The 12,300-nt window shown below is 68.8% G+C and carries 12 protein-coding genes; 5 read left to right on the top strand and 7 right to left on the bottom strand.

From position 1 onward, the window contains the following. Positions 1-390: 390 nt before the first annotated feature. Positions 391-720 (bottom strand): hypothetical protein, encoded by a 330-nt coding sequence (locus ACGFZN_RS34930; protein ID WP_393862483.1) that lies wholly within the window; start codon positions 718-720, stop codon positions 391-393. A gap of 271 nt (positions 721-991) precedes the next feature. Between ACGFZN_RS34930 and ACGFZN_RS34925 the strand changes: the two genes are divergently transcribed. Both ACGFZN_RS34925 and ACGFZN_RS34920 read left to right on the top strand, forming a co-directional pair. Further along, positions 992-3,235: an RICIN domain-containing protein gene (locus ACGFZN_RS34925; RefSeq protein WP_393862482.1), complete on the top strand. Its 2,244-nt coding sequence runs from the start codon at positions 992-994 to the stop codon at positions 3,233-3,235. 224 nt (positions 3,236-3,459) lie between these two features. Then, the gene (locus ACGFZN_RS34920) at positions 3,460-3,741 is read left to right on the top strand and encodes a hypothetical protein (RefSeq protein ID WP_393862481.1); all 282 of its coding nucleotides are present in this window, start codon (positions 3,460-3,462) and stop codon (positions 3,739-3,741) included. Positions 3,742-3,780: 39 nt separating this feature from the next. On the opposite strand, the gene ACGFZN_RS34915 is transcribed toward ACGFZN_RS34920, so the two are convergent. The 3 genes from ACGFZN_RS34915 to ACGFZN_RS34905 form a co-directional block, all read right to left on the bottom strand. After that, positions 3,781-4,359 carry a TetR/AcrR family transcriptional regulator gene (locus ACGFZN_RS34915; RefSeq protein WP_393862480.1) on the bottom strand — a complete coding sequence of 193 codons (579 nt, stop codon included), beginning with the start codon at positions 4,357-4,359 and terminating at the stop codon, positions 3,781-3,783. Between the two features lie 131 nt (positions 4,360-4,490). After that, positions 4,491-5,678, bottom strand: coding sequence for an MFS transporter (locus ACGFZN_RS34910; RefSeq protein ID WP_393862479.1), 1,188 nt, complete (start codon positions 5,676-5,678; stop codon positions 4,491-4,493). Then, positions 5,668-6,099, bottom strand: a complete 432-nt coding sequence (locus ACGFZN_RS34905) for a heme-binding protein (RefSeq protein ID WP_393862478.1) — start codon at positions 6,097-6,099, stop codon at positions 5,668-5,670. The genes ACGFZN_RS34910 and ACGFZN_RS34905 overlap by 11 nt, the downstream gene beginning before the upstream one ends. Before the next feature lie 1,003 nt (positions 6,100-7,102). Here ACGFZN_RS34905 and ACGFZN_RS34900 point away from each other — a divergent pair. Beyond that, positions 7,103-7,450: an STAS domain-containing protein gene (locus ACGFZN_RS34900; RefSeq protein WP_393862477.1), complete on the top strand. Its 348-nt coding sequence runs from the start codon at positions 7,103-7,105 to the stop codon at positions 7,448-7,450. A gap of 289 nt (positions 7,451-7,739) precedes the next feature. On the opposite strand, the gene ACGFZN_RS34895 is transcribed toward ACGFZN_RS34900, so the two are convergent. Both ACGFZN_RS34895 and ACGFZN_RS34890 read right to left on the bottom strand, forming a co-directional pair. Beyond that, on the bottom strand, positions 7,740-7,865 hold the full coding sequence (locus ACGFZN_RS34895; RefSeq protein WP_393862476.1) for a hypothetical protein: 126 nt from the start codon (positions 7,863-7,865) through the stop codon (positions 7,740-7,742). A gap of 66 nt (positions 7,866-7,931) precedes the next feature. Beyond that, positions 7,932-8,864 carry a MerR family transcriptional regulator gene (locus ACGFZN_RS34890; RefSeq protein WP_393862475.1) on the bottom strand — a complete coding sequence of 311 codons (933 nt, stop codon included), beginning with the start codon at positions 8,862-8,864 and terminating at the stop codon, positions 7,932-7,934. Between the two features lie 37 nt (positions 8,865-8,901). Here ACGFZN_RS34890 and ACGFZN_RS34885 point away from each other — a divergent pair, with 37 nt between their 5' ends. Beyond that, the gene (locus ACGFZN_RS34885) at positions 8,902-10,434 is read left to right on the top strand and encodes an alpha/beta hydrolase (protein WP_393862474.1); all 1,533 of its coding nucleotides are present in this window, start codon (positions 8,902-8,904) and stop codon (positions 10,432-10,434) included. A 78-nt stretch (positions 10,435-10,512) separates the two neighbouring features. On the opposite strand, the gene ACGFZN_RS34880 is transcribed toward ACGFZN_RS34885, so the two are convergent. Beyond that, positions 10,513-10,731, bottom strand: coding sequence for a hypothetical protein (locus ACGFZN_RS34880; protein ID WP_393862473.1), 219 nt, complete (start codon positions 10,729-10,731; stop codon positions 10,513-10,515). Positions 10,732-10,923: 192 nt separating this feature from the next. Here ACGFZN_RS34880 and ACGFZN_RS34875 point away from each other — a divergent pair, with 192 nt between their 5' ends. Further along, a complete protein-coding gene (locus ACGFZN_RS34875) occupies positions 10,924-12,192 on the top strand; it encodes an amidohydrolase (protein WP_393862472.1) in 1,269 nt (422 codons plus the stop codon). Positions 12,193-12,300 lie beyond the last annotated feature (108 nt).

Raw genomic sequence — 12,300 nt, 5'->3', positions numbered from 1 at the left:
GGCAGGTGAGCGCATTTCGTCGGTGCGCCGTGCGCCGAGTCCACCGGGGGTGAGGAACAGTGGCCCGTGCGATGGCATGGCACCTGCCTGCCGATGCGATCGGGGATGAAGCCGTTGCCGTTGCTCGCTTTCCTCCCCGCCGCCTTGCGGCGAGGGCCTGGCCATCGGGGACCAGCCCTCGCAGCCCACGGCCGACACCGTTCGTCTGCAGGAGCTGATCAGATCCGTGTGCCAGGAGGAACGGCGATTTCTGGGCTTTCCCGACCATCTGCGTCCCATGGCGGCGGAAGTCGCCCCGTTGCGCGTAGCGTTCACCGACCACCAGCTGCACCCCTACTCCCCCAACGCTGTCCACGTCGCCATCCGGAGGTACGAGGAGGCGGTCCTTGCCTACTTCGCTGCGGTGGCCGGTGCGTCGGCCGCCGACGTCCATGGCCATGTGGCGTCCTCGCCGTACCAGGCGCTGGTGCTCGGGCTGGCTGCGGCCCGACGCCGGCTGCCCCGTACGCCGGTCAGGGTCGGCAGGTCGGGTACCAGCCCGCAGGTGGTCGACGCCAGGGTGGAGACCGCGGTGCCCAGCGCGAAGCCCAGCTCGCCCCGGTGCGCGAACGCGCCCGTGGACGGCATCAGCCCGGCGAACACCGGCGTGCAGGCGTCCATCACCCACTGCAATGCGGCCATGCCGCCGTCCAGGGGGATTCCGAGGGCGGGCAGTGCCACGTTGACCATGGACGCGTCGAGGCAGATCAACTCGAAGCCGAGCGGGGAGGCGGTGAGCGTGAGGGCTGCGGAAGATGTGACGGGTTTCGTACTGCCCGTGGGGCAGCCGAGTCGGCCTGCCGGAGGCAACGGCCAAGGCGCCCGCGGACAGCGGTCGTTGTGCGCCCGACCATAGTTCACGACTTTTCTTTCAACTTATATTGACGGCCCATGGAGCGGCGCCTAACGTCCGATCAACCTCTCGCCCCCGCAGGCGCCCTAGGAGACACGCGTGACCAACGTTCTCGCTGTGCTCGTCCGAGCCCATCGTCCTCGCAGACGCACCACCGCCCTCACGGCGGCACTCCTACTACCGGCCGCCGCCGGCATCTCGCTGGTCTCGGCCCCGAGCGTCAGTGCAGCGACCATCCCCACCGCCCCCACCACCGTCGTCAACGCCAACAGCGGCAAGTGCGTGGACGCGCGGGCCGCGGCAACCGGCAACGGCACCGCCGTGCAGCAGTACACCTGCAACGGCACCGCCGCCCAGTCCTGGCAGTTCACCGCGACCGACAGCGGCTACTACCGGATCGGTGTGGCCTCCGCGCCGAATCAGGTGTGGGACGAAACCGACGTCTCCACCGCCGACGGCGCGCTGACACAGCTGTGGCTCTACGGTGGCGGTTCCAACCAGCAGTGGCTGCCGGTTGCCGAGACCTCCGGGACGTACCACTTCGTCAACCGCAACAGCGGCAAGTGTCTCGATGTACCGTCCGCGTCCACCGCCGACAGCGTCCAACTGCAGCAGTACACGTGCAACGGCACCGCCGCCCAGTCCTTCACGCTCACCGGCGGCCTCACGCCGCCGCCCAACACCCCCGACTTCGGCCCCAACGTCACGGTGTTCGATCCGTCGATGCCGACGTCCACCATCCAGGCGCAGATCAACTCCGTCTACAGCACACAGCAGACCAACGAGTTCGGCACCCAACGCAACGCCCTGCTGTTCACCCCCGGCACCTACAACGTCGACATACCCGTCGGTTACTACACCCAGGTCTCCGGGCTGGGCCTGTCACCGGACCAGGTGTCGATCACGGGCGGCGGCGTACACGTCGCGGGGCACACCAGCGACGGCAACGCCACCCAGAACTTCTGGCGCGACGTCGAGAACATGTCGGTGAGCCCCGGCTCGGGAAGCACCATGTGGGCCGTCTCGCAGGCCGACCCGTTCCGGCGCATGGACGTACACGGCGGGATGAAGCTGTGGGACGACACCCACGGCACCACCGGCAACTGGTCCAGCGGCGGGTACATCGGCGACTCCCGCGTCTCCGGACAGATCAACTCGGGAACCCAGCAGCAATTCCTCACCCAGGACACGGCCATGGACGGCGGCTGGACCGGGCACAACTGGAACATGGTCTTCGTCGGCGACACCGGAGCACCGGCCACCAGCTTCCCCAACCCGCAGTACACCACCGTCGCGCAGAGCCCGGTGATGCGCGAGAAGCCGTTCATCTACGTCGACGGCTCGGGCAACTGGCAGGTGTTCGTCCCGTCCGTGCGCACCGATGTCCAGGGCCCGGACTGGATCAACGGCACCGCCCCGGGCACCTCACTGCCGATCAGCCAGTTCTACATCGTCAAGCCCGGTGACACCGCCACCACGATCAACAACGCGCTCGCCGCCGGTAAGAATCTGATCGTCACCCCGGGCGTCTACCACCTGTCCGCACCTCTGAACATCACCCGCCCCGACACAGTGGTCCTGGGACTGGGCCTGGCCACCCTCGTGCCGGACAACGGCGTGACCGCGATCACCACGGCGGACGTCGACGGCATCGACATCGCCGGGCTGCTGATCAGCGCGAACACCACCAACTCCAGCACACTCATGCAGGTGGGCCCGGCCGGTTCGACCGCCAGCCACACCACCGACCCCATCGTGCTGCACGACGTGTTCTTCCGCATCGGCGGCGACATCGCCGGCAAGGCCACCCAGACACTGGTGGTCAACAGCAACGACGTCATCGGCGACGACCTGTGGCTGTGGCGGGCCGACCACACCAACGGCGTCGGCTGGACGACCAACCCGGCCGTCAACGGACTGATCGTCAACGGCAACAACGTCACCATGTACGGCCTGGCGGTCGAGCACTACCAGAAGTACCAGACCACCTGGAACGGCAACGGCGGCCGCACGTACTTCTACCAGAGCGAGACCCCCTACGACGTGCCCGACCAGTCCAGCTGGACCACCAGCGGAGGCGACCTCGGCTACGCCTCCTACAAGGTCGCCAACTCCGTGACTGCGCACGAGGCTTGGGGGGTGGGCGTGTACGCCTACCTCCGCGACAACCCCTCCGTCGTCCTCGGCCATGCCATCGAGGTTCCCACCACGTCCACCGTGAAGTTCCACAGCATGGTCACCACAGTCCTGGGCGGCGACGGCACCATCAACCACATCATCGACAACACCGGCAACCAGGTCACACCCAGCAGCAACGTGGCCTACCTGGTCGGCTACCCGTAAGTCCGGCCCAGACCTGACCCTGCACAAGAAGGGACCGGCGCAAGCCGGCAGAACCGACACACGACGGCTCGGCTCACCTCCCGGGGGCCGGGCCGTCCCCCACGCACGGCCGAGGCGCAGCCGGTGAACGATGCTTGCGGCGCGGCCGGCAATCCGCTGGTGACGGAGAGCCGCCCTCGGAGCTGATGACCATGACGGAGGCGGCCCCACACCGCTGTTGACCGATGGCCACGAAGAGATCGCCGGCCCACCTGTGGCCAGCGCCTGTCTCGACCGAGTTCTTCGACAGGAAGCACCCGGTACGTGATGCGACGCTGCAGCACCGCGTCTGGTTCAAGACCGAAGTCAAGCCACTGCTGCAAGCCATGGGTCATCATGCCCCCGCACTGGCAGCCGAGCGTCTGCTGATGCTCCGCGCCGGGGCGATGGCCATCGCAGCGAACAACGGCTGGGAGCGGCCGATGTGGAAGGGGTTCCTGGACACCTGGAACGACGTCATCGGGTGATGACGCGATGGTGTCGCATCCCTCGGCCCAAGGGCAGAGTCAGGCAGCGGGCGGGGCGGAAGGGGCCGCCTCGTTCTCGTTCTCCGTCCCGTCCCACAAGCTGAGGGCAGCGCGCACGGTGCTTTCGAGCTCCGTCCTGCCGTGGCCGCTCTTGGCCTGTACGGCCATTCCCTGAATGAGCGTCACCAGCAGAGCCGCGGTCGCGTCGGCGTCCAGTCCCCGCGGCAGCGGCCCGTTGGCGCTCGTCTCCCGCAACCGCTCGCTCAGGGCGGGCCTGATCAGGTCGCGCTTGCGGGCAAGCTCCTCGCGGATGGGGTCATTGTCGGGACCGCAGGCAAGGGCCCCGTTCGTCTCCAGACATCCGGGCGGGGTCGCCTCCCCCGTGTGCAGCGTCGCGATGCCATACAGAAGTTTTTCCGCGATGCGCTTGGGCGTGGTCTCGGCCAGGGCTTCGACCCGGAAATCCAGGTACTCCGAGTGATAGAGTTCGAGCGCCTTCTGGAAGAGTTCCTCTTTGCTGCCGAAGGTTCGGTAGAGGCTGGTTTTACCCAAGCCCGTGGCTTTCATGAGGACACTCAACGAAGCGCCTTCATAGCCGTACTTCCAGAAGGCGAACATGGCATTACGAAGAGCCTGTTCCTCGACGAAAGTCCGCGGCCTGGACAACACAACCGCCTTTCATTCGAGCCTGTCCGGTGTATGGCTCATGGAACCAGGGGATCGCGCTTCTCGCGCGATCCCCAAGGCTATCACCTGGCGAGTTCCTCCATCGGCGCCGGCCGGGCCGCACACGCCTTGAGCGCGAGGCCGGCCACGGCTGCGGATGCAAGGGCGAGGGCAACCGCCGCCCATGGCGTGCTGAGCACACCTGATCCAGAGAGGACCCGTCCGCCGATGAGCGATCCGCCGGAGATTCCCAGATTGAATGCGGCGATGTTGAATCCGGACGCGGCGCCCACCGACTCGGGCACCTCATCCTCGGCCACCGTCACCACTCCGGTCTGCACCACGGGGTTGATCGCGAATCCGAAGAAGCCCCAGACGGCGAGGTTGATCAGCACGGCGACCGCCGAGTGGGCCGTGGCCGGCAGGAAGGCGAGCGTGGCGGCCAGGCCGAGCAGCACCACGATCGCGGCCTGCTTGGTGCCCAGCCGGTCCGCGAGTTTCCCTCCCCAGAAATTGCCGGCGACCGTGGCGATTCCGAAGACGACGAGACCGACGTTGACCATGCCGTCACTGAAACCCGTCACGGATGTCAGCAGCGGTGAAATGTACGTGAAGACGACGAAATTCGCACCGAAACCCAACGCGGTGATGAGGTACATCGTCAGCAGCCGGCCATTGCGGAGCAAGCGGAGCTGGGAGAGCAGACTGCTCGGTGGCGTATGGGGGATCTGCTTCGGCAGAAGAGCCAGCAAGGAGATGACACTCACCGCCGCCAGCGCGGTCACGACCAGGAAAGGAAGACGCCAGTCGAAGGTCTCGCCTATCCAGGAACCGAGCGGCACACCCAGCACCATGGCCACCGTCAGGCCGCCGAACATGACGGCCACAGCACCGTTGGCCTTCTGCCGGGGGACGAGCGAGGAGGCGACGGCGGCTCCGACGCTGAAGAAGACCGCGTGAGCGAAGGCTGTGACGACGCGCGCTCCCAGCAGCGTGCCGAAGCCCGGTGCGAAGCCCGCCACCAGGTTTCCGAGGAGGAAAATCGCCATCAGGCAGATGACCAGCTTGCGGCGGTCGACCCGCCCGGTGAGCGCGGTGAACACCGGCGCGCCGATGGTGATCGACAGGGCGTACAGGCTCACCAGGAGTCCGGCGGTGGGGAGGCTGACCTTCAAGTCGCCTGCGATGGACGGGATGATCCCGACGATCACGAATTCGGTGGTTCCGATGGCGAATGTGGAGATGGCCAGGGACAGAACGCTACGCGGCATCGCCGAGGAGCTCCTTGGTGCGGACGGCAGCGGCGGCGGCCTGGGCGATGACCTCGTCCTCCTCCACGGAGGCGCCGGAGACGCCGACCGCGCCGATGACCACCCCGTCGTCGTCCTTGATGACGACCCCTCCCCCGAAGTTGATGAGCCCGCCGTTGGTGTGTTCGACCATGTAGCTGGGCCCGTCGGGGTGCGCCACGCCACCGAGGGCCGCGCTGTCGGCCTCGAAGAGGGCAGCCGTACGCGCCTTGCGATGCGCGACGTCGACGGTGCCGAGGACGGCCCTGTCCATGCGGAGGAATCCCGCGAGGTGTCCCGCGGCATCACACACGCTGATGTTGACCGGCGGACATCCCTGCCGGACGGCCTCCGCCTGCGCGGCGGTGATGAGCTTTTGGACCAGTGCAGCGCTGAGCGTCACGATGCGCCTTTCCTCGTCTGTCGGAACCAGTTTGGTACCGATCGGTTCCAAACTCTAGATCCGGCTGCACTGCGCGTCAAACAGCAGGTCGACGATCGACGACCGCACCGTGGGCACCGCGTCACCGTGGCTGCGTCGGAGGCCCCCGCTTGTCGTTGTCTCGACCACACGGCGTACTCGTGCTGCCCGGCTCCGTAACGCCGCTGCGTCACCGGCTGACCGCACCCCGCGACCGGAAGACACCGGATGTGCGCCATGGGTGCTGCGCCGCGCCTACCGGTCCACTGCCCGTACCGCCAGGGCAACTGCCGTTCGCCCCAGAGCGAGCCGGGATTCAGGGCAGGCACCCAGTTCCCGGTCGCCTTGTCCCGTACCGGGCGGGTGGGCGCGCTCAGCGCGGCCATCAACTCAAGACCGCCAGGGCGGGCCAGCCGCTCCGGGTGATGACCCGCTCCGCGTAGAGGCCGGGAGTACGGGCGATGCCAGCCGGGTCCATCCCGGCGACGCCCGTCAGGAGTCGAGGGTGTTCCACGGCAGGACTGCCAGGCGCGCACCCTGTCTACAGCACTACCGCTGACGCACAAGCCGGTCTTGACGGCTGCGGAGGAAGCCGCTCGGGCGGTGGGGGCTCAGGCCCCGCCGAGCAGGGCGCCGCATCGCGGCCCCTACAGACGAGCGAGCAACTTTGGCCTTCCCTCTACCCAGGCCCCATCCATGCAAAGTTTCGGGGCTGGCAAACAGGTGCCCACTTTGGGCCCACCTTGGCAACCGATTCCCCAGGCGTTCACCAAGCGGGCTGGCACACGCAGATCCCTGTGTGCAACGCTGCCTGGACGACCAGCCTGGTCTGGTGAGGGGCCCCGCGCCGCCTTCATGGTCATTCTCCGGGTGACCGGGGCGCGGTGCGGGTTGTCTTGCTCGGCTGTACGCGGCCCCACGCCGCGTGCTTGACGCCCTCCCCCGCAAAAGGGCGTGATGGGCTCGACCCCGGAAGGGGCGAACCGTGAACGACTTCACCGTAGTGACCCAGCAGTACCCCGACCGCACCGTGATCACCGTGCAAGGGGAGATGGACCTTCAGACCTGCCCCCAGCTGGCACGCGCCGCAGCCGTCATCCCGCTGCGCGGCACGCCACTGTACCTGGACGTGTCGGGGGTGCCCTTCATGGACTCCAGCGGGCTGAACCTGCTCGTGTCCCTGCGCCGGCGCCTTGACGCCGAAGGCAGCCGCCTGGCCATCACCGGCCTGCAGTCCCAGCCCACGCGTCTGCTACAGCTCACCGGCGTCTACGGCCTGTTCGCCGCCAACACCACGACCGCGGACGGCACCGACGAGGCCCTGACCGCCTGACCGTCCACGCAGTGAGCACTGCCTGGCCCCACACGGGATCGCAGGGCCGCCTGTCGACCCTCACCTTCAACGGCACCATCATCGCGACAGGCACCGCCTCCCACCGCCTTGCCAGCAGCCGCACGCGTGTCGAAGCACCCGCCAAGGCCGGCTCACCGCTGGATGCTTCACGTTGATGGTCCTCCACCCGAAGGATCGTCAAGCACTGTTCTGTGCCGCCGAACCGCGCCGACGAGAGCGCAACAATGTACCCGTCACCGCGGTGCTCGCGCAGCATCTGGGCGGAGTGTCACAGCCGGGCAACCGGGTCGCTCGGCACCGCAATGGTGCGCATGTTCGCGTACATCACCCGGCCCTCGGTGGGGGCGCTCGTCGCGGCCTGGTGGGTCGCCGAGGTCGTGGCGATCTCGGACAAAGTCCCGGGAAAGACGCTGACAACCGGTCCATGAGAGACCGGCCCTGAGAGCCGAGCCCTGCACCGTCAGTTCGCTGCGAGTTGCGCGGCGAGCGCCGAGCTGAGCCAGGTGTTCACGGCGCCGAGAGTCGGGGCCGGGGTCAGCTCGCCTGCGAGCGCCCAGTAACGGCGCATGGCGGGGTGGTCGCCCACCGCCATGGCACGGCCGAGTTCGCGGCGGTAATCGGGAGTGTCTCGGCGGTCGTGCGCCCGGGCGTGGGCGGCGACGAAGCAGTCCAGGGCCTCGCCTGCGGCGGGGCCACGACCGGCGAGCAAGGCGGGCGCGGCGAGGTCGTAGGCCTCGCGCAGGCCGTCGTAGAGGATGTCCGGCCGTGGCGGCGAGGGCCGGTGCTCCGCCAGGCACGCGTCGTTCACGGCCGCGGTCAGTTCGTGCAGCCGGGCGAAGGCCAGCACGTGTGCCGGCGAGGGTTGCTCCGGCAGCGGCGGCACCGCCGCCTCCACGATGGCGGCCACCAGCCGGGCGGGGAGCCGCACCGGCAGCAGCCCACGCCAGTAGCGTGTCAGACTCTGCGTGCTGGGAGGTGTGCCGAGCGCACCGACCAGACGCAGGAGCTCGGCGCGCTCCGCGGCCGCGGCCTCGTGCAGCAGCCGCAGTGCCGCCTCCCGCCAGCGGAGCGCGGCAAGCTCGGTGCCCAGAGTGTCCAACTGCCGGGCCACGACCGCCTCGAGCCTGTCGTCGAAGCCCTCCCCGGCACCGTCCTCGGCCGTCTCCTCGGCGACGACTCGGGCGATTTCCGACAGCGGCACGTCCAGCGCGCGAAGCGAGCGGATCAGCCGCAACCGCTCCAGCGCCTGCGGGGCGTAACGGCGGTGTCCGCCGCCGCTGCGGCCGGCCTCGGGCAGCAGGCCCTGGTCCGAGTAGAAACGCACTGCCTTCACGGTCACCCGGGCGCGCTCGGCGAGTTCGCCGATGCTCAGCAGGTTGTGTGGCAGCACCACTTGAACCTCCTGTTAAGGGAGTTCCTACCGTACCCGCATGCGAAGCGATCATGAGATTCAGACCGCGTTCATCCTGGCCTCCGGCCCGTTCACGGGCGGGCTGCTGTGGGACCGGGTGGGTGAGAAGCTGCGCGAGGCGGGCACCGAGGTGCACGCCGCGACGCTGACCGGCATGGGCGGCGGTGCGGCGGCGGCAGGTGGGGAGGACGAGGGCGAGGTGGAGTTGGAGACCCACATCGCCGACGTGGTGGGGCTGATCGACGGGGTCACCGCGCCAGAGGTGGTGCTCGTCGGGCACGACTACGCCATCCACCCCGTGCTCGGCGCGGCGCAGCGCCGCGTGGAGAGGGTGGCCCGGATCGTCTACCTGGACTCCGGGCTGCCGCAGGACGGCGACCTGCCGCTTGCGCTGGTGCCTGACACGGACGTGCAGGCGCTGCTGCGCGAGCGGCCGGACGCGACCGTGCCGGCGCCCGCGCCCGATCAGTGGCAAAGATGGGGCAACACGACCGGCCTGCCGCCGGCCGATCTGGAGCGGCTGTCGTCGCTCGCCGCGCCGCAGCCAGGCCGCACACTGACCGAGCCGCTGCGGCTGACCCCCATGCTGAAAGGCGTGCCGACCAGCGGCATCCTGTGCACGGCGGGCGGGCTCACCATCGAGGCCGTGCAGCGGATGGTGACGTCAGGCATGCCGCAGTTCCAGGCCCTCGCCGAGCCGAACGTGGGCTTCTTCGAGCTGGAGACAGGGCACTGGCCGATGCTCTCCTGCCCTGACGAGCTGGCCACGACATTGTTGCGTGCCGCCGCCGGAGAAGGCCACCGGCTCAGTCCGGCAAGCAGCAGGCCGTTTCAGGGGCGTCCGTTCCTGCTCGACGTTCCGGTGGCGGCACGGGAACGCACAGGGCGTCTGGACCTCCACCTGCCGGACTCGGCCGGCGACGGCGGCCCCCGTCCGGCGATCCTCTTCGTGCACGGCGGCCCGCTGCCGCGGGACATGGTGCCCGCGCCCCGGGACTGGCCGCTCTACGTCGGCTATGCCCGGCTTGCGGCGAGCCAGGGCGTGGTCGGGGCGGTTGTCGCCCACGGGCTCCACACGACGTCCGACTACCCGGCGGCTGCGGCAGACGTCGCAGAGGCGCTGCGCGTGCTGCGGGCAGATCCACGCGTCGACGCGGACCGGATCGCGCTGTGGGCCTTCTCCGGCGGGGGCCTGCTGTTGTCCGGCCATGTGGCTGCTCCTCCGCCCTGGTTGCGCTGCGTCGCCGCCAGCTACCCGGTGCTGGCGCCGCTGGCGGGCTGGGTCGGTGTCGACCCGCGCTTCGCTCCGGCGGCGGTGCTGCCGAAGGCAGGCCGGCTGCCGATCGTGCTGACCAGGGTGGGGCTTGAGGCGCCGGAGATCGCCGCGACGGTCGCCGCGTTCCTGGCGGCCGCGGACGAGTGCGGCGCGGCGCTGGAACTCGTGGACGTGCCGCACGCGATGCACGGCTTCGACGTGCACGAGCCCACGGACGAGACCCGGCAGGCCGTGCGGCGCGCGCTGTCCGCTGTTCTCACGCATCTTCGCGCCTGACCGAACACCGTGCAGGGGCCTCCCTCCGGAAAAGAGGGAGGGCCCTGCGGGTGTTCGGGTGGGGTTCCGCGAGCGGTGTCAGCACCCGCTCGGCAGGTCAGTGCGGATCCCGCCGCGGTGGTCCCGGTCCTCTCCCCGGTGGTCCCGGTTGTATCCCCGGGAAACAGCGTCGACGAACCGGCCTCGGTAGTTGCGCAGGGTCGCGGCACCACCGCGGTCGTCCCACACCTCGCGCCGCCGGTCCCGGTAGACGTCGGTGCGGGTGTCACGGCCGTGACCGGCGTGGACGCGCACCATGCCACGTCTCCGGAGCCACACGCGGTGCGCGACAATGGAAACGTTGTGACGAGCGGCGCGACTACCGCAAGAGCCCGCCGCAAGGGTGTCTGAAAGATCGCGTAAGCCGGTGATGTGACCAGCAGCGGCTCCCAGCCGGGGACAGAGCCATCGGCGAAGCCGCCGCAGTCTGCCACTGAGAGGTGTCTCACGATGACCGCACACGACACGGCTCAGCGGGTCCTGGCCGGCCTGGACGCAGCCTTGATCCAGAACCTCGAAGCTCTCTATCAGGACCTGCACGCCCACCCGGAACTGTCCTTTGAGGAGCACCGCACGGCCGCAGAAGTCTCCCGCAGTGCGCGGGATCTGGGGTACGAGGTCGTCGAGGGTGTCGGGCAGACCGGCGTTGTGGCAGAGCTGGTGAACGGCGAGGGCCCGACCGTGCTGCTCCGCGCAGACTTCGACGCGTTGCCCGTAACGGAGCGGACCGGACTGCCATACGCGTCGACGAACGAGGGTGTGATGCACGCCTGCGGCCACGACATGCACGCTACATGTCTGTTGGGCACCATGGCGCTCCTCGCCAGGGCTCACGACCAGTGGTCGGCCACCGTCCTCGCCGTGTTCCAGCCCGCCGAGGAACTCGGTCAAGGAGCCCAGGCCATGATCGACGACAACCTGTACGCCCGCTTCGGCACGCCCGACGTCGTCCTTGGTCAGCATGTGATGGCGATCCCGGCCGGCACCGTCGCCTGCCACCCTGGTCTCGCCTTCGCCGCAACCGATGCCCTCAGAGTGCGCATGTTCGGCCGCGGGGCACACGCGTCGATGCCAGAGGCTTCGATCGACCCGGTGGTGATGGCGGCCTCCACCGTGATGCGGCTGCAGACCGTGGTCTCCCGCGAAATCGCCTCCAAGGACCGGGCTGTGCTGACCGTCGGCGCCCTTCAGGCTGGCACCAAGGACAACGTCATTCCGGACGAGGCCGAACTCCAGCTCAACATCCGCACTTACACCCCACCCGTTCGGACAGCCGTCCTGGACGCGGTGAAACGGATCGTACAGGGCGAGGCGGAGGCAGCCGGAGCCACACGGGATCCCGAGATCAGCACCATGCACACCTTCCCGCTCATGGTCAACGACGAGGACGCCTGCTCCCGCACCATGGCCGCCATCGGCGACGTGATCGGCCATGACAGGCTGATCGATCCGGGTGCCTCGTCAGGCAGTGAGGACGTAGGCGTCTTCGGCACCAGTGCGAGCGTCCCGGTGTGTTACTGGCTGCTCGGCGGAACCGATCCAGACGTCTACGCGAAGGCCGACGCTGCGGGCACCAGGAACCGCGACATCCCGCAGAACCACTCTCCGTTCTTCGCACCCGTCATGCAGCCCACCCTCACCAACGGTGTCACCGCGCTGACCGTGGCGGCTCTCACGTGGCTCGGCCCCCCTTCGCATGCGCTGTCACCATCAGCATGACCGCGCCGCACACCGGGCACGCCCGGCAGTGAAGAGCTCGCATGAGCCGATCGTGCGCAGTGAAGACACCTCTCCGTCGGGTGAAAACGCCCAGGCTCTCGAGATCGT

The sequence above is a fragment of the Streptomyces sp. NPDC048192 genome (genome assembly GCF_043202415.1).
Taxonomy (GTDB): Bacteria; Actinomycetota; Actinomycetes; order Streptomycetales; family Streptomycetaceae; genus Streptomyces.
This window is presented reverse-complemented; position numbering and strand designations above follow the sequence as displayed.